A 16643-nucleotide genomic window follows, 5' to 3' on the forward strand; every position below is an offset into this window, starting at 1 on the left:
CCCCCGGCTCCGCGGGTCGGCCGGTGCCCGCGGACCTCCCCCATCCGCCCCGTGACACCGTGGTCGCGCGGGCGGGCCGGCACCCCCTCGCACCCAAGGGCACCCACCGTGACAGCACACCCTCCGGCCGCCGGACCTCGCCGGCGCCGTCGCTCACGCAGAGCCGCAGCCCCGCTCGCCGCCGTCTCCGTCCTGGTCGCCGGGGCGGCGCTGACCGGCTGCGGACAGCAACGCGACCCCGATGTGTACACCGTGATGAACTCCTCGACCGACGAGTCCTACCACCGCTGGGACGCCGAGGCGATGGCCCGCTGCGGCAAGCAGCTGGGCGTCACCATCGAGCAGCAGAGCGTCCCCGCCGCCCAGGTCATGACCAAGGCGCTGCGTATGGCGTCCTCCAAGTCGCTGCCGGACGTCGTCCAGTTCGACGCGTCCGAGATGCCGACGTTCGCCGACGCGGGCGGCCTGGTCGATCTCAAGACCCTCGGCCTGAGCACCCAGGACATCCCCGAGGGCATCGTGAACTTCGGCTCCTACAAGGGGACCTACTACGGCGCCGCCCGCTCCGTGAACACCCTCGCGCTCTTCTACAACAAGGACATGCTCGACCAGGCCGGCGTCGAGGTCCCCAAGACGTGGGACGAACTGCGCGCGGCGGCGAAGCAGCTCACCGAGGGCAAGCGGTACGGGCTGGCGCTCAGCGCGGGCGGCGCGGAGGACGGCGTCTTCCAGTTCATGCCGTTCATGTGGTCCAACGGCGGCGACGAGGCGGAGCTGGACAGCCCGCAGGTCGCCGAGGCGCTGGACTACTGGAAGGCGCTGCTGGCGGACGGTTCGCTGTCGAAGTCGACGGTCAACTGGACGCAGGCGGACGTCAACGACCAGTTCATGGCCGGCAACGCGGCGATGATGATCAACGGCCCGTGGCAGGTGGAGACCCTGAACACGGACAAGTCGCTGCACTGGGAGATCGCCCAGATACCGGTGCCCGAGGCCGGTGACGACTCGGTCGGTCCGCTCGGCGGGGCCATCCTGACCGTGCCGAACACCGGCGACGAGCAGCGGGAGAAGACGGCCGGTAAGATCGTCGCCTGTCTCTCCAGCCAGAAGGAACAGCTGACGTACGCGCTCAACAGCTGGATGGTCCCGGCCAACGCCAAGGCCGCCGCGGTGTGGCGGGAGAGGGTGCCGGAGCTGGACGCGCTCGCCGACCAGGTGGCCGCGGCCCGGTCGCGCACCGCCGAGCTCGGCGCGGGCTGGTCGGGCGTGTCGCTCGCCCTGCAGAGCGCCTTCCAGTCCGCCCTGACCGGCCAGTCCAGCGAGGCCGCACTGAAGCGCGCCCAGCAGCGGGCCACGAGCGGGAACTGAGGAACGTGACCATGACCACCTCCACCGTCACCGCGACGCCGGCCCCGAGAGAGCCGAAGACGGCCACCGCTCCCGATCCGGACCGGCTCAGGCGCCGGCGCCGGCTCACCCAGTGGGGGTTCGTCGCCCCCGCCGTCGTCTTCATGCTGCTGTTCTTCGGCTACCCGCTCGTCCGCAACGTCGTGATGAGCTTCCAGCACTACACGCCGAAGACCTTCTTCACCGGCGAGTCCCCGTTCAACGGCACCGACAACTGGTCGAACGTCTTCCAGGACGCCCTGTTCGGCAAGGCCCTGTGGCACACGCTGGTGTTCACGGCCGGCTCGCTGGCCGGCCAGTTCGGCATCGGCCTGGCGCTGGCCGTGTTCTTCAACCGCCGCTTCCCCCTGGGCGGCGTCCTGCGCTCCCTGATCCTGCTGCCGTGGCTGGTGCCCATGGTGGTGTCCGGCGTGGTGTGGCGCCGCATCCTCGACCAGGACACCGGCGTCCTGAACACCTTCCTGGACACCGTCGGCCTGGGCAGCGGCCACACCCCCTGGCTGACCAGCCCGGACATGGCGCTGCTCTCCGTGATCCTGGTCAACATCTGGATCGGCATCCCGTTCAACATGGTCATCCTGTACGGCGGTCTCCAGGAGATCCCGAAGGAACTGCACGAGGCGGCCGCCCTGGACGGCGCCTCCGCGTGGCGGACGTTCCGCTCCGTCACCCTGCCGATGCTCAAGCCGGTGGTCACGGTCGTGCTCGTCCTCGGCTTCATGTCGACGGTCAAGATCCTCGACCTGATCCTCGCCCTCACCGACGGCGGACCGGCCGACGCCACCCAGACCCTGGGCACGCTCACCTACCAGAACTCCTTCGTCCAGCTCGACTTCGGAGCGGGCGCGGTCGTCGGCAACGTACTCATCCTGATCTCCGCGGTGTTCGCGGTGTTCTACCTGCGGGCCAACCGCACCGAGGGGAAGTGACGTCCATGGCCTCGCAGACCACCACGGCACCGAGGCGCCGCTGGGGCTCCACCGTCGCCGGTGTGCTGATCCTGTGCGTGATGCTCTTCCCGCTGTACTGGATGCTCAACACCGCGCTCCAGCCGGAGTCGGGCCTGCTCAAGGTCGACCCGGTGCCGGGCAGCCTGGACCTGTCCGGCTTCTCCAAGGCCATCAGCGACCAGGGCGGCCACCTGCTGACCTCGCTGATCGTCTCGTTCGGCGCGGTCGTCATCTGCCTGGCGATCGCCGCGCCGGCCGCCTACGGGCTGGCCCGGTTCGGGCTGCGCGGCTCGAAGACCATCGTCTTCGGCACGCTGATCACCCAGATGGTGCCGGGCATCGTCATCGCCAACGCGCTCTACAACTCGTACGTCGACCTGGGCCTGGTCAACTCCTACTTCGGCCTGATGCTGGCGGACGCCTCGCTGGGCATCCCGTTCTCCATCGTGCTGATGCGCTCCTTCATGGTGTCGATCCCGGGCGAGGTGATCGAGGCGGCGCAGATCGACGGGGCCGGGCCGGTGCGGACGTTCGTGCGGGTGGTGCTGCCGATGAGCCGCAACTCACTGATCACCTCGGGGCTGTTCGCGTTCCTGTTCTCGTGGAGCGACTTCATGTTCGCGCTCACCCTGAACACCACCGACGAGGTCAAGCCGGTCACCCTCGGCATCTACCAGTACATCGGCGCGCACGTCGGTGACTGGGGTTCGGTGATGGCCGCGTCCGTGCTGTCGGCGGTCCCGGCGGCGGTCCTGCTCGTCCTCGCCCAGAAGTACATCGCCGCCGGTATCACCGGGGGCTCCGTCAAGTGACGTCCACACCGAAGGAAAAGGGTTCCGCAGGCATGACTTCCCCACGCTTCCCCTCCGGCTTCGTGTTCGGTGCCGCGACCGCCTCGTACCAGATCGAGGGCGCGGCACGCGAGGACGGCCGCGGTCCGTCGATCTGGGACACCTACAGCCACACCCCCGGCCTGACGGCGAACGGCGACACCGGTGACGTGGCCTGCGACCACTACCACCGCTACCCCGAGGACGTGGCGCTGCTGCGCGAGCTGGGCGTGGACTCGTACCGGTTCTCGATCGCCTGGCCGCGGATCGTCCCGGACGGCGGCGGCCCGGTCAACGCCAAGGGGCTGGACTTCTACTCGCGGCTGGTCGACGAGCTGCTGGAGGCGGGCATCGAGCCGGCCGCCACCCTCTACCACTGGGACCTGCCGCAGGCCCTGGAGGACCGGGGCGGCTGGCGGGTGCGGGAGACGGCGGAGCGGTTCGCCGAGTACACGGCCGTCGTGGCCGAGCACCTCGGTGACCGGGTGCCGCGCTGGATCACGCTGAACGAGCCGTGGTGCAGCGCCTTCCTCGGCTATTCCATCGGCCGGCACGCGCCCGGCGCCAAGGAGGGCCGGGGCGCGCTGGCCGCCGCCCACCACCTGCTGGTCGGGCACGGCCTGGCGGTCAAGGCGCTGCGCGCGGCCGGGGTGCGCGAGGTCGGCATCACCCTCAACCTGGACCGCAACCTGCCCGCCACCGACTCCCCCGCCGACCTCGCGGCCGTGGTCCGCGCGGACACCCAGCACAACCTGGTGTGGACCGAGCCGATCCTCGCCGGCCGCTACCCGGCCACCGAGGAGGAGACCTGGGGCGAGCTGATCACCGGGGCGGACTTCCGGCGGGACGGCGACCTGGAGCTGATCTCCCGGCCGCTGGACTTCCTCGGCATCAACTACTACCGGCCGATCGTGGTCGCCGACGCCCCGCACCGCGAGCCCGACCCCGCGCTGCGCACGGCCACCGACAACCGGTACGAGGAGGTCAGGCTCCCCGGGGCGCGGCACACGGCGATGAACTGGCCGGTGGTGCCGGAGTCGTTCACCGATCTGCTGGTGCAGCTGAAGAAGCAGTACGGTGACGCGCTGCCGCCGGTCCACATCACGGAGAACGGCTCGGCGGAGGACGACGTGGTCGCCGAGGACGGCGCGGTGCACGACACCGACCGGGTGGAGTACCTGCGGGGCCATCTGACCGCGCTGAAGGCGGCGATGGACGCGGGCGTGGACGTCCGCGGCTACTACGTCTGGTCGCTCCTCGACAACTTCGAGTGGGCGTTCGGCTACGACAAGCGGTTCGGGATCGTCCGGGTCGACTACGCGACGCAGGAGCGCACACCGAAGGACAGCTACCGCTTCTACCAGGAGCTGATCGCCGCCCACCGGCGGTGAGGTGACCGAGGGGGCCGCCCGGCGGGGCGGCCCCCTTCCTCATGCTCCGCCGCGTTCCGCGTACGCCGCCGGGTCCTCCAGCACCTCGCGGACGATCACCCCGGCGGCGCCCCGGGCCGCGTCCCCGAGACCGGAGGCGGCCCGCAGCCGCTTGCCGTCCTCGGTCCACAGCCCGGAGACCACCCGCAGCGCCAGTTCGCGGTCGACGGCCGGGGCCAGCCACTCGCTCAGCTCCCGGTAGACACCGCCGAGCATCACCGCCTCGGGGTCGAAGAGGTTGACCGCCCCCGACACCACCACCCCGAGCTGCCGTCCCGCCCGCTCGATCGCCGAGCACGCGGCCGTGTCACCCCGCCGGGCGCGGCGCCCCAGCTCCGCCACGCCCCGCACGCCCGTGTCCGCGTCGATGCCGGCGGCCGTGAGCAGGGCGCCCTGACCGGCGTACTGCTCCAGGCAGCCGCGCGCCCCGCACCGGCACAGCGGGCCGTCCGGGTCGACCACCATGTGCCCGATCTCCCCGGCGAAGCCGTGCGCGCCGCGCAGCAGTTCGCCGCGCAGCACCAAGGCGCCGCCGATGCCGATCTCGCCGGTCAGGTAGAGGAAGCTGCGCACCCCCTCGGTGCCGGCGCCGAACCACAGCTCGGCCAGGGCGGCGGCGTTGGCCTCGTTGTCGGAGCTGACCGGCAGGGCGCGCCGGTCGGGGCGCAGGGCGAGCAGCGCCTGGGCGAACAGTCCCTCGACGGCCACCCGCTGCCAGCCCAGGTTGGGGGCCTGGCGCACGCTGCCCCCGGTGACCAGGCCGGGCAGCGCGACATGCACGCCGGCCGGTGTGAGGTCCTGCTCGGCCGCCGAGCCGATGGCACGGGCCGCGAGCCGGGCGGCGCGGGCCAGTACCTCGGAGGGCTGGACGCCCCGGTTGTCGACGTGTTCCACCAGCCGCACCCGGTCGGTGCCGGCGAGGTCGACGACGCAGACGGTGATGAAGTCGATGTTGATCTCGACGCCGAGGCCCGCCGGGCCGGACCGGGACACCTTCAGGACCGTGCCGGGCCGGCCCACCTGGCCGCTGCTGGTCTTGCCCCACTCGGTGACGAAGCCGTACTCCAGCAACTGCTCGACCAGGGAGGAAACCGCCGCCCGGGTCAGTCCGACATGCGTGGCGACCCCGGCTCTGGTCGCCTCCCCCGCGTCGTGCACGGCCCTCAGGACCAGACTGAGGTTGTGCCGTCTGACCGTGGCCTTGTCGGCCTTCGGCTCCAGGGGGGTCAGGTTGTTCATCATCGTGCTGTCGAGCGTATGCGACGCGGGAGCGGCCGGGACGGGACCCTTGCCCGGTCCGGAGGGTGCTCCTACTCTCACTTTGTGCCGCCGATAAACAAAACCCGTTCGCACAACGACGTGCCGGGTCCCCGCACCGACCTCACCCGTCTCCGGACCGTCCTGACGGTCTTCTTCGCCCTCGACGGCTTCGTCTTCGCCGGCTGGGTGGTGCGCATCCCCGCCATCAAGGAGCAGACCGGCGCCTCCGCCGGCGCCCTGGGGCTCGCGCTGCTCGGGGTGTCGGCGGGCGCCGTCGTCACCATGCCCCTGACCGGACGGCTCTGCCGCCGTTACGGCAGCCATCCGGTCACCGTGGTCTGCGCCGTCCTGCTGTGCCTCAGCGTCGCCCTGCCGCCGCTCACCCACTCCGCGCTCGCCCTGGGCGCCGTACTCCTCGTGTTCGGCAGCGCCTACGGCGGGATCAACGTCGCCTTCAACAGCGCCGCCGTCGATCTGGTGAACGTGCTGCGCCGGCCGATCATGCCCAGTTTCCACGCCGCGTTCAGCCTGGGCGGCATGGTCGGGGCCGGGCTCGGCGGACTGGTCGCCGGGTCGCTGTCCCCGCTGTGGCACCTGCTCGGCCTCACCGTCACCGGGCTGCTGGTCACCCTGGTCGCCGGGCGTGTCCTGCTGCGCTGCGCACCGCTCGTGCCGCCGGACCGCTCGCCCCGGAACGACGAGGCCCCGCGCAGGGCGGACCCCCGGACCCGCCGTCTCGTCGTCACCTTCGGGCTGATCGCCCTGTGCAGTTCCTACGGCGAGGGTGCCCTGGCCGACTGGGGCGCCCTGCACCTGGAGCAGGACCTGGACGCCTCGCCGGGCGTCGCCGCAGTGGGGTACTCGTGCTTCGCGCTGGCCATGACGGTGGGCAGACTGACCGGTACGGCCCTGCTGGAGCGGCTGGGCCGGGCCCCGGCCGTGGTGGCCGGCGGCACCGTCGCCGTCGCCGGCATGGTGCTCGGCTCGCTGGCCCCCTCGGTGTGGGCGGCGCTGTTCGGATTCGCGGTCACCGGCCTGGGGCTCGCCAACATCTTCCCGGTGGCCGTGGAGCGGGCCGGGGCGCTGGGCGGCCCCGCCGGTGTCGCCACCGCCTCCACGCTCGGCTACGGGGGCATGCTCCTCGGGCCGCCCGCGATCGGCTTCATGGCCGACTGGTTCTCCCTGCCGGCCGCGCTCACCAGCGTCGCGGTGCTGGCCGGGGTGGCGGTGGTAATCGCGGTCTGCAACCGGCGGGTGATGGCGCCGGGCTGAGGGCCGTCCCAGCTGTCGAAAACCCGTTCCTCCCGAGTGAGTTCGTCCGACAGACTCAGCGCTCATGGAGACTGCGCGATTCATCGAGTTCCTGGACCGCGAGGGCCGGCTGCTGGCCTCGGCCGCCGACGCGGCCGGGAGTGACGCCGAGGTCCCGCACTGCCCCGGCTGGCGCGTGCGGGACCTGGTCGGACACACTGGGGTGGTGCACCGCTGGGCGGCGTCGTTCGTCGCCCAGGGGCAGACCTCTCCCCGCCCGATGGGCGATCCGCCGGACCTGGACGGCACCGCGCTCACGGACTGGTACCGCGAGAGCCACCGGCGGCTGGTCGACACGCTCACCACCGCGCCGCCGGACGTCCACTGCTGGCACTTCCTGCCCGCGCCGACCCCGTTGGCGTTCTGGGCCCGGCGGCAGGCCCACGAGACCGCCGTGCACCGGTTCGACGCCGAGTCCGCGGCCGGCAGCGTTCCCTCCGCGCTCGACGCGGAGTTCGCCGCGGACGGCATCGACGAGCTGCTGGGCGGCATGCACGGCCGCGCCAAGAGCCGGGTCCGCAGCGAGGAACCCCGCGTCCTGCGGGTGCGGGCGACCGACGTGGCCGACGCGGTGTGGACGGTACGGGTGACGCGGGAGCCGCCCGTCACCGAGCGCGGCGACGCCGGGGACGCGGAGTGCGAACTCACCGGCCCCGCCGACCGGCTGTACCTCGCGCTGTGGAACCGGCAGCCCTTCCCGGAAGTCACCGGCGACGCCTCCCTCGCCGAGCTGTGGCGGCGGACGTCGGGCGTGGGCTGAGGGGCTGGGTTGAGGAGCTGGGCTCAAGGGCTGGGTTGAGGGGTTGGGCTCAATTCAAGGGCTGGGCTGAGGGGGCTCGCCCGGCCGGGGCCCGCCGTACCGGGTCGTCCGGCCGGAGGACACCAATAAGACTCCCGGTGACGCCGGCCGCCCCGGCCGGGCGTCACCACCCGCGCGGGGCGGTCACGTCCGCTCCCGGGGAAGTACGCCGACGCCCGACGCCCGCCCGGCTCAGGGAACGCGGGTCAGGAGCCGGCCTGTTCTTCGGCACCTCCGGCCGGCCCGTCCGGTCCGGTCTTCTCGGCTTCCCCGGCCGCCCCGGCCCCCGCGGTGGCGGCGGCCGGCCGGCGGTCCAGCCCGGTCAGGGCGCGCTGGGCGATGGGGTGGTTGCGGACCAGCTCGCCCAGCGTCGTCGAGCCCCGGGTGATGTCCCGGAACGCGTTCCACGCGGGCCGGAAGCCGGTCAGGGCCGCGTGGAAGATCCCCGGGCGGCGCTCGAACGCCGCCAGCATCCGCTTGCCGACGCTCATCTCGACACCCAGCCCGGCCTTGATGGCGAAGGCGTAGTTCAGGGCCTGGCGGCGGGCGTCCACGGCGTCGTGCGCCTCGGCGATGCGCACCGCCCACTCCCCCGCGAGCCGTCCCGAGCGCAGGGCGAAGGAGATGCCCTCCCGCGTCCACGGCTCCAGGAGTCCGGCCGCGTCCCCGCACACCAGCACCCGGCCGCGGGAGAGCGGCGAGTCGTCGGCGCGGCAGCGGGTGAGGTGTCCGGAGGAGATGCTCGGCTCGAAGCCGGCGAGGCCCAGCCGGCCGACGAAGTCCTCCAGGTAGCGCTTGGTCGCCGCGCCCTCGCCGCGGGCCGAGATGACCCCGACCGTGAGCGTGTCGCCCTTGGGGAAGACCCAGCCGTAACTGCCCGGCATCGGGCCCCAGTCGATCAGGACCCGGCCCTTCCAGTCCTCGGCGACCGGCTCCGGGACCGGGATCTCCGCCTCCAGGCCCAGATCCACCTGGTCGACCTTGACGCCGACGTGCGCGGCTATCCGGCTGGCGCTGCCGTCCGCGCCGACGACCGCGCGGGCCAGCACGGTCTCGCCGCCCTGGAGCACGACGGCGGCCGTGCGCCGGTCGGGGACCGCCGACCCGTGCTGCTCGACCCGCGACACCGTCACGCCCGTACGCAGTTCGGCGCCCGCCTTCTGCGCGTGCTCGACGAGCTGCTGGTCGAACTCGGGCCGGTTGATCAGCCCGAACAGCATCTGCTTGGAGCGGCGGGTACGGGTGAAGCGCCCGTTGTGGGAGAAGGTCACCGCGTGCACACGGTCCTTGAAGGGCAGTTCGAAGCCCGGGGGGAGCGAGTCGCGCGAGGGTCCGATGATGCCGCCGCCACAGGTCTTGTAGCGGGGCAGTTCCGCCTTCTCCAGCAACAGCACGCGCCGTCCCGCGACCGCCGCCGCGTAGGCGGCCGAGGCCCCCGCGGGTCCCGCGCCCACCACGACGACGTCCCACACCTGACGCGCGTCGTCCGCCGAAGAGTTCTCGCTGCTCACGATGGTCTACTGCTCCGATCAAACCGCATGCCGCACCTGTCCTTCCGCATCCTACGGTGGGCATCGCCGCAGGCCACTGTGGGAGGATCGGCAATGTATGCGCCCCTCGCACACCAGGGCGCGCGCACACCGCACGATCACTCTCAAACACCGCATAAAGCGGAACAGCCAGCGGAGTGGTCATCAGTACAACGTCGCACCTACAAGGAGCGTGCCCATGTCGTCGAATCCGGTCGCCGAGACCGTCGCCTCCCTGATGCCGAGGGCGAGGGCCGAACTCGCCGAACTGGTGGCCTTCCGGTCGGTGGCCGACTTCGAGCAGTTCCCGAGGAGCGAGAGCGAGGCCGCGGCGGAGTGGATAGCCGGCGCGCTGCGCGCCGAGGGCTTCGAGGACGTGGCCCTGCTCGACACCCCGGACGGCACCCAGTCGGTGTACGGCTTCCTGCCCGGCCCCGAGGGCGCGAAGACGGTCCTGCTCTATGCCCACTACGACGTGCAGCCCCCGCTGGACGAGGCCGGCTGGACCACTCCGCCGTTCGAGCTGACCGAGCGCGACGGCCGCTGGTACGGACGCGGGAGCGCCGACTGCAAGGGCGGCGTCATCATGCACCTGCTGGCGCTGCGCGCGCTGAAGGCGAACGGCGGCGTGCCGGTGCACGTCAAGGTGATCGCCGAGGGCTCGGAGGAGCAGGGCACGGGCGGCCTGGAGCGGTACGCCGAACAGCACCCGGACCTGCTGACGGCGGACACCGTCGTCATCGGCGACGCGGGCAACTTCCGGGCCGGCCTGCCGACGGTCACCACGACCCTGCGCGGCATGACCCTCGTACGCGTCGCGGTCGACACCCTCGAAGGCAACCTGCACTCGGGGCAGTTCGGCGGCGCGGCCCCCGACGCGCTGGCGGCGCTGATCCGCACGCTGGACTCGCTGCGTGCCGAGGACGGTTCGACGACGGTCGACGGGCTGGCCGGTGACGGCACGTGGGACGGGCTCCAGTACGCGGAGGAGCAGTTCCGCGCGGACGCCAAGGTACTCGACGGCGTGGAACTGATCGGTTCCGGCACGGTCGCCGACCGCATCTGGGCGCGTCCGGCCGTCACGGTGCTCGGCATCGACTGCCCGCCGGTGGTGGGCGCCACGCCCTCGGTGCAGGCGGGCGCGCGGGCGCTGGTGAGCCTGCGGGTGCCGCCGGGCACGGACGCCGCCGAATCCGTCGGGCTGCTCGGGGCCCACCTGAAGGCGCACACGCCGTGGGGCGCGCGGGTCACCGTGGAACAGGTGGGCCAGGGCCAGCCGTTCCGCGCCGACGCCACCAGCCCGGCGTACCAGGCCATGGCGGAGGCGATGGCGGTGGCCTACCCGGGCCAGGAGATGCAGTACGCCGGCCAGGGCGGCTCCATCCCGCTGTGCAACACCCTCGCCGCCCTCTACCCGGACGCGGAGATCCTCCTCATCGGCCTGAGCGAGCCGGAGGCCCGCATCCACGCCGTCGACGAGAGCGTGTCCCCGGAGGAACTGGAGCGGCTGTCGGTGGCGGAGGCGCTGTTCCTGCGGAACTACGCGGGCAACTGACAGCTGCCGGGAAGGGCAACGCCCTTCAAGGGGCGCGGGAGCTGCCCGCACCCGGCGAGCGACAGCCCCACCACCTCCGTAGCCGCACAGGTCACCCGACCGGCACCCCCGCCTCCAGGTACAGCGCGGCACCCCGCTCCCGCGCCCGAAGGGCCCACCGCAGCCGCGCGTACCGCACTGGAGGCAGCAGCCCCGCCGCCTCCTCCTCGCTGACGAACCGCCAGCCCCGCAGCTCGGGCCCGGGCAGCAGCAGCCGCCCGGCGTCCGCGGAGGCGAGCCGTCCGCCGTCGAAGAGCAGCCGCAGACCGCCGTACCCGGGCGGCTGCGGCGGCTCCCAGTCGACGACCAGCAGGGACGGTACGTCGTCGAGGCGGACGCCGGTCTCCTCGGCGACCTCGCGGACGCCCGCGCGGGCGGGGGCCTCGCCGCGTTCGACGACACCGCCCGGGAACTCCCAGCCCGCCTTGTAGGTGGGGTCGACCAGCAGCACCCGGTCGTGTTCGTCGAAGAGCAGGACACCGGCGGCGATCGTCTCGGCGGTGGGTTCCGGGGTCTGCACGATGTCGCAGACCGACGCGGTGCCGGTACCGACCGCGTCGGCTATGCGGGCGGCGGTCTCCAGCGGGGTGAGACCGCCGTTGTCGACCGGGTGGGCGTCGGCCATCAGCCAGGCGCCGAGCGCGGCCCGGTACGGCTCTATCCGGTCGTACGACCACTGCCGTACCCGCATCTCGCCGTCGGGCAGGTCCGGGGGGACCTCGCGGTGGGCTATTCGTTCCCGCAGTATCGTTTCGGCCGGAGTGAGCAGTATGTGCCGTACGGCGATCCGGCGGGCGGCGAGGCCGCCGAAGATCTCGTCCCGGTACTCCTGGCGCAGCAGGGTCATGGGGACCACCAGCGTCCCGCCGAGTTCGGCGAGCATGGCGGCCGCCGTGTCGATGACGAGACGCCGCCAGATCGGGAGGTCCTGGTAGTCGCCGGCCTCGGCGAGGCGTTTGGGCGGCAGCAGGTGTGTCAGCGCTCCGCCGATGACCTCCGGGTCGAAGAGCGTGCTGTTCGGGATCAGGTCGATCAGTTCCCGTGCGGTGGTCGTCTTCCCCGCACCGAACGCGCCGTTGATCCAGACGACGGTCACAGGTCCCCCTCTTCTGTTGGCCCCCTGTGGCTTGCCCGCTCCACCCTGCCACGGAAACCACTCTGGGTTGAGGAGCTGCGAAAGCGGCGCCGAGGCCCCCGGCCGGGGCCTCGGCGCCGCGTGGTCCGGTTCCGCGCCGGTCAGTCCTTCGGGGCGTCCTCGCGCGGGGCCCCGACGTCCTCGCCGATGTCGACGTGGCCGAGGGCGTCCGTGGCGGTGTGCGGGTCGACGGGGAGGTCAGTCAGGCCGTGCGAGGGAGTGACGGCCGCGACCACGAAGCCGGCGGCGAGGGAGGCGATGGCGAGCATGCTGCGCTTCTTCATGCCGGGTTCAACTGCTCCGGCGGCCGGAGGTCACCCGCCGGTTCCCTCCCGGCCACGGCCGGGCGCCCGGGGCCTGTCGCGCGTCCCACGGCGAACGCCCGCCGTGTCGCGCCCACTGCTTCCCGGAACGCCGGCCACCGTCACACCCGCCGCTCCGCGCAACGCCGGCCGCCGTGGCCCCCGCCACTCCCCAGCCCTCCACGTCACCCCCCGCCGCGTGCCTCAGACACCCGCCGCCGACACGCCGGCTGTCCTGGTGAGGGCCGCCGCGGCCGCTCCCACCAGTCCCGCGTCCGTGCCCATCTGCGCGGGCGTGACCGTCAGGCGCCGTACGAAGGAGAGGGTCGCGTACTCGGCCAGGGCCCGGCGCAGCGGCGCGAAGAGGACCTCGCCCGCCTTGCCCACGCCGCCGCCGATCACGGCGATGTCGATCTCGACGAGGGTCGCGGTGGCCGCGATGCCCGCGGCCAGCGCCCGCGCCGCCCGCTCGAAGGAGGCGACGGCCACCGGGTCGCCGTCACGGGCGGCTGCGGCCACCGCGGCGGCGGAGGTGTCGCCGTCGGCCCCGGGACGCCAGCCGCTCTCCACGGCACGCCGCGCGATGTTGGGGCCGCTCGCGATGCGCTCCACGCAGCCGCGCGCACCGCACGGGCACGGGTCGCCGTCGAGATCCACGCTGATGTGGCCGATGTGGCCCGCGTTGCCGGTGGGTCCGGGATGCAGCCGTCCGTTCAGGACCAGGCCGCCGCCGACGCCCGTCGACACCACCATGCACAGCGCGTTGTCATGGCCGCGGGCGGCGCCCTGCCAGTGCTCGGCCGCGGTGATCGCCACCCCGTCGCCGATCAGCTCGACCGGCAGGTCGCCCGCGGCGGCGCGGACCCGGGCCACCAGCGGGTACTCGCGCCAGCCGGGGACGTTGACCGGGCTCACGGTGCCGGCCGACGCGTCCACCGGCCCGGCGCTGCCGATGCCGACCGCCGTGGCGCGCGCCCACAGCGGCGCCGCCGTCAGCTCTCCGAGCACCTCCTCGACGGCCCCCATCACGGTGTCGCCGTGCTCCCGCGCGGGGGTGGCGCGCTGGGCGCGCACCAGAATCCGGCCGTCACCGTCCACCAGCGCACCGGCGATCTTGGTGCCGCCGATGTCCAGCGCGGCCACGAGGTCGGTGTCCATCAGAGTCGGTTCTCCCCGTCAGCCCTCGACAACACGAGCGCGTCGCGCTCTCCGCGATGGACAGTGTCCGCCCGATCTGACAACGTTGTCCAGGCTCTATGCTCGACGCCACATCCTCATACAACCCCATGGGCGCACCGCCCCCGTGGACGACAGGAGCCGTCGCTTCCCGTGGACGACAGGACAGGATCCCCCATCGTGCCCGACATGGCCCGCCCCGTGCACCGCAGCACCGGGAACCGTTACGGCAACCGTCCGACCATGAAGGACGTCGCCGCCCGCGCCGGTGTCGGCCTGAAGACCGTCTCCCGTGTGGTCAACGGGGAGCCGGGGGTGACCCCGGAGACCGAGCGCCGCGTCCAGGAGGCCATCGACGCGCTCGGCTTCCGCCGCAACGACAGCGCGCGGGTGCTCCGCAAGGGCCGCACGGCCAGCGTCGGCCTGGTGCTGGAGGACCTCGCGGACCCGTTCTACGGACCGCTCAGCCGAGCCGTGGAGGAGGTGGCCCGCTCGCACGGCGCCCTGCTCATCAACGGGTCCAGCGCCGAGGACCCGGAGCGGGAGCAGGAGCTGGTACTGGCCCTGTGCGCGCGGCGGGTCGACGGGCTGGTGGTGATCCCGGCCGGGGACGACCACCGGTATCTGGAGCCGGAACTGAAGGCGGGGGTCGCCACGGTCTTCGTTGACCGGCCGGCCGGTCATGTCGACGCGGACGTGGTGCTGTGCGACAACTTCGGCGGCGCCCGGGACGGTGTCGCCCACCTCATCGCGCACGGCCACCGCCGGATCGGCTTCATCGGCGACATGCCGCGCATCCACACCGCCGCGGAGCGGCTGCGCGGCTACCGGGCGGCGATGGAGGACGCGGGCATACCCGTGAAGGACTCCTGGATGTCCCTGGGCGTCACCGACCCGGAGCGGGTGCGCCGGGCAGCCGAGGCGATGCTCGCGGACCCCCATCCGGTCACCGCCATTTTCACGGGCAACAACCGGGTGACGGTCACCGTGATCCGGGTCCTGGCCGGGCACACCCGTGGCGTCGCCCTCGTCGGCTTCGACGACATCGAACTCGCCGACCTGCTGCGGCCGGGGCTCACCGTGGTCGCCCAGGACGCGGCGGCCCTGGGCAGGACCGCCGCGGAGCGCCTCTTCGGCCAGCTGGACGGCGGCCTGCTCGTCCCCGAACGCATCGAACTGCCGACCCGGCTGATAGCGCGCGGCTCGGGCGAGCTGCCCCCGGCGGACTGACGGCGGACCGACGGCGGACGTCCACGCGCCGCCGAGCCCCGCCCGGCCGCCTGTGGCGGCGGTGTGCATCGGCCAACGTCCCGAGGGCGTGCCCGGTTCCGCGGGGACGGCGAAGGAGGGCCGCGGCGAGGCGTACGTCTTCGGTCTCCTTCGCCCTCTCCCGCACCTGACGTCTCACCTGCCGCCGGACCGCCCGCCACCGGGAGCGGCGGCCTCGCCGGCCGGGAGGCCGGGAGCGCGCAGGTCTCCGCGCCTCGGCGCCGAGAAGCCTTCCAGGTCGGCGCGGGTCAGCCCGGTCAGGCGGGCGACCTCGCCCGTGTCGAGGGCGCCGCAGTCCAGGCCGCGCAGCAGATAGCCGCTGAGGGCCTTGGCGGTGGCGGGCTCGTCCATGACGTCGCCGCCGCCGCGGCCGACGTAGCGGGCGAGGCGGTCGGCGGCCTGGGCGAAGCCCTCCCGGTAGAAGGCGAAGACGGCCGCGTAGCGGGTCGGGAGGTGGCCGGGGTGCATGTCCCAGCCCTGGTAGTAGGCACGGGCCAGGGCACGACGGGTGAGCCCGTAGTGCAGGCGCCAGGCGTCGTGCACCCGGGCGGTGGGGCCGACGGGCAGCACGTTGGTGGAGCCGTCGGACACCCGTACGCCGGTGCCCGCGGCGGCGACCTGCATGACCGCCTTGGCGTGGTCGGCGGCCGGGTGGTCACTGGCCTGGTGGGCGGCGGAGACGCCGAGGCAGGCGCTGTAGTCGAAGGTGCCGTAGTGCAGGCCGGTGGCGCGGCCCTCGGCGGCCCGGATCATGCGGGCGACCGTCGCGGTGCCGTCGGCGGCGAGGATCGCCTGGCTGGTCTCGATCTGGATCTCGAAGCCGATCCGGCCCGGCGCGAGGCCGTGCGTCTCCTCGAACGCCGTCAGGAGCCGCACCATGGCGGTGACCTGCTCGGCGTACGTCACCTTGGGCAGGGTCAGGACCAGCCCGCCGGGCAGTCCGCCCGCCTCCAGCAGGCCGGTGAGGAAGATGTCCAGCGTGCGGATGCCCCGGTCGCGGACGGCGGCCTCCAGGCACTTCATGCGGATGCCCGTGTACGGGGCGGCCGTGCCTCCCCCGGCCTTCGGCCGGGAGGTGCCCCCACGCTGGGCCTCGGCGACCAGCCGGGCGGCGCGGGCGGCGTCCTGGTCCTCGTCCTGGCCCTGGTAGCCGTCCTCGAAGTCGATCCGGAGGTCTTCCACCGGCTCGCGCTCCAGTTTGGCGCGCACGCGCGCGTACACCGGTTCGGCGAGGTCGTCCGGCAGGCCGAGGACGGCCGCGAAGGAGGCGGCGTCCGGGGCGTGTTCGTCGAGCGCGGCCAGCGCCCGGTCGCCCCAGGAGCGGACGGTGCCGGCGTTGAAGGCGTCACCGGGGACGTAGACGGTGTGGACGGGCTGGCGCGTCCCGGGGTCCCCGGGGTAGCGGCGCGCCAGCTCCGCGTCGACCGGCGCGAGGGAGGCGCTGATCTCCTCGCCGACGGCGCCCGCGAGGCTCGTCGCCACCTTCTCCAGCTGCCCCATGCCACACCCTCCTCATGTCCGCCACGGAACCCCACCAGCGGAAATTCCGCTTTACGGAATCAACAATCCGTAGAGTGAAGCTATCCGGCGATCTTCCCGCCGGTCAACACCCTCTTGCCCACCGATCCATCCGCCCCTCTCGGCATGTTCA

14 protein-coding genes are annotated in these 16643 nt (G+C 73.0%); 8 read left to right on the plus strand and 6 right to left on the minus strand.

The genetic code is table 11. From position 1 onward, the window contains the following. Positions 1-108 precede the first annotated feature (108 nt). Genes ACZ3IG_RS32200 through ACZ3IG_RS32215 form a run of 4 tightly spaced genes read left to right on the plus strand, consistent with a single transcriptional unit; the run spans position 109 to position 4578 of the window. Positions 109-1368 carry an ABC transporter substrate-binding protein gene (locus ACZ3IG_RS32200; protein WP_467436517.1) on the plus strand — a complete coding sequence of 420 codons (1260 nt, stop codon included), beginning with the start codon at positions 109-111 and terminating at the stop codon, positions 1366-1368. An 11-nt stretch (positions 1369-1379) separates the two neighbouring features. After that, positions 1380-2336 (plus strand): carbohydrate ABC transporter permease, encoded by a 957-nt coding sequence (locus tag ACZ3IG_RS32205; protein ID WP_467436518.1) that lies wholly within the window; start codon positions 1380-1382, stop codon positions 2334-2336. 5 nt (positions 2337-2341) lie between these two features. Further along, complete coding sequence (locus ACZ3IG_RS32210) at positions 2342-3169, plus strand: carbohydrate ABC transporter permease (protein ID WP_467436519.1); 828 nt, start codon at positions 2342-2344, stop codon at positions 3167-3169. Between the two features lie 32 nt (positions 3170-3201). Then, positions 3202-4578: a GH1 family beta-glucosidase gene (locus ACZ3IG_RS32215; protein WP_467436520.1), complete on the plus strand. Its 1377-nt coding sequence runs from the start codon at positions 3202-3204 to the stop codon at positions 4576-4578. A gap of 39 nt (positions 4579-4617) precedes the next feature. Here ACZ3IG_RS32215 and ACZ3IG_RS32220 read toward each other — a convergent pair whose 3' ends face one another. Continuing rightward, a complete protein-coding gene (locus ACZ3IG_RS32220; protein WP_467436521.1) occupies positions 4618-5859 on the minus strand; it encodes an ROK family protein in 1242 nt (413 codons plus the stop codon). A 117-nt stretch (positions 5860-5976) separates the two neighbouring features. On the opposite strand from ACZ3IG_RS32220, the gene ACZ3IG_RS32225 reads away from it, so the two are divergent. Then, positions 5977-7149 carry an MFS transporter gene (locus ACZ3IG_RS32225; RefSeq protein WP_467436523.1) on the plus strand — a complete coding sequence of 391 codons (1173 nt, stop codon included), beginning with the start codon at positions 5977-5979 and terminating at the stop codon, positions 7147-7149. Positions 7150-7213: 64 nt separating this feature from the next. Beyond that, positions 7214-7948, plus strand: coding sequence for a maleylpyruvate isomerase family mycothiol-dependent enzyme (locus tag ACZ3IG_RS32230; RefSeq protein ID WP_467436524.1), 735 nt, complete (start codon positions 7214-7216; stop codon positions 7946-7948). 245 nt (positions 7949-8193) lie between these two features. Here the strand turns inward: ACZ3IG_RS32230 and ACZ3IG_RS32235 are convergent, their stop codons facing one another. Beyond that, complete coding sequence (locus ACZ3IG_RS32235; RefSeq protein ID WP_467436525.1) at positions 8194-9498, minus strand: geranylgeranyl reductase family protein; 1305 nt, start codon at positions 9496-9498, stop codon at positions 8194-8196. 217 nt (positions 9499-9715) lie between these two features. On the opposite strand from ACZ3IG_RS32235, the gene ACZ3IG_RS32240 reads away from it, so the two are divergent. After that, a complete protein-coding gene (locus ACZ3IG_RS32240; RefSeq protein WP_467436526.1) occupies positions 9716-11071 on the plus strand; it encodes a M20/M25/M40 family metallo-hydrolase in 1356 nt (451 codons plus the stop codon). A gap of 91 nt (positions 11072-11162) precedes the next feature. Here ACZ3IG_RS32240 and ACZ3IG_RS32245 read toward each other — a convergent pair whose 3' ends face one another. The 3 genes from ACZ3IG_RS32245 to ACZ3IG_RS32255 form a co-directional block, all read right to left on the minus strand. Then, the gene (locus ACZ3IG_RS32245) at positions 11163-12206 is read right to left on the minus strand and encodes an NUDIX hydrolase (RefSeq protein WP_467436528.1); all 1044 of its coding nucleotides are present in this window, start codon (positions 12204-12206) and stop codon (positions 11163-11165) included. Positions 12207-12346: 140 nt separating this feature from the next. Beyond that, positions 12347-12529: a hypothetical protein gene (locus ACZ3IG_RS32250; RefSeq protein WP_467436529.1), complete on the minus strand. Its 183-nt coding sequence runs from the start codon at positions 12527-12529 to the stop codon at positions 12347-12349. 222 nt (positions 12530-12751) lie between these two features. Continuing rightward, entirely contained in the window at positions 12752-13705 is a 954-nt protein-coding gene (locus tag ACZ3IG_RS32255; RefSeq protein WP_467436530.1) for an ROK family protein, read from the minus strand. A 207-nt stretch (positions 13706-13912) separates the two neighbouring features. Between ACZ3IG_RS32255 and ACZ3IG_RS32260 the strand changes: the two genes are divergently transcribed. Continuing rightward, positions 13913-14953, plus strand: a complete 1041-nt coding sequence (locus ACZ3IG_RS32260; RefSeq protein WP_467436532.1) for a LacI family DNA-binding transcriptional regulator — start codon at positions 13913-13915, stop codon at positions 14951-14953. A 174-nt stretch (positions 14954-15127) separates the two neighbouring features. On the opposite strand, the gene ACZ3IG_RS32265 is transcribed toward ACZ3IG_RS32260, so the two are convergent. Then, on the minus strand, positions 15128-16492 hold the full coding sequence (locus tag ACZ3IG_RS32265) for a DUF6986 family protein (RefSeq protein ID WP_467436533.1): 1365 nt from the start codon (positions 16490-16492) through the stop codon (positions 15128-15130). Between the last annotated feature and the right edge of the window lie 151 nt (positions 16493-16643).

The organism is Streptomyces sp. NPDC016677 (genome assembly GCF_055562815.1).

Bases quoted from the DNA above. Each gene is read 5' to 3' on its own strand.
- ACZ3IG_RS32240 (WP_467436526.1), top strand. From the start codon at position 9,716: ATGTCGTCGAATCCGGTCGCCGAGACCGTCGCCTCCCTGATGCCGAGG.
- ACZ3IG_RS32210 (WP_467436519.1), top strand. From the start codon at position 2,342: ATGGCCTCGCAGACCACCACGGCACCGAGGCGCCGCTGGGGCTCCACC.
- ACZ3IG_RS32255 (WP_467436530.1), bottom strand. From the start codon at position 13,705: ATGGACACCGACCTCGTGGCCGCGCTGGACATCGGCGGCACCAAGATC.
- ACZ3IG_RS32220 (WP_467436521.1), bottom strand. From the start codon at position 5,859: ATGATGAACAACCTGACCCCCCTGGAGCCGAAGGCCGACAAGGCCACG.
- ACZ3IG_RS32250 (WP_467436529.1), bottom strand. From the start codon at position 12,529: ATGAAGAAGCGCAGCATGCTCGCCATCGCCTCCCTCGCCGCCGGCTTC.
- ACZ3IG_RS32230 (WP_467436524.1), top strand. From the start codon at position 7,214: ATGGAGACTGCGCGATTCATCGAGTTCCTGGACCGCGAGGGCCGGCTG.
- ACZ3IG_RS32205 (WP_467436518.1), top strand. From the start codon at position 1,380: ATGACCACCTCCACCGTCACCGCGACGCCGGCCCCGAGAGAGCCGAAG.
- ACZ3IG_RS32215 (WP_467436520.1), top strand. From the start codon at position 3,202: ATGACTTCCCCACGCTTCCCCTCCGGCTTCGTGTTCGGTGCCGCGACC.
- ACZ3IG_RS32260 (WP_467436532.1), top strand. From the start codon at position 13,913: ATGGCCCGCCCCGTGCACCGCAGCACCGGGAACCGTTACGGCAACCGT.
- ACZ3IG_RS32265 (WP_467436533.1), bottom strand. From the start codon at position 16,492: ATGGGGCAGCTGGAGAAGGTGGCGACGAGCCTCGCGGGCGCCGTCGGC.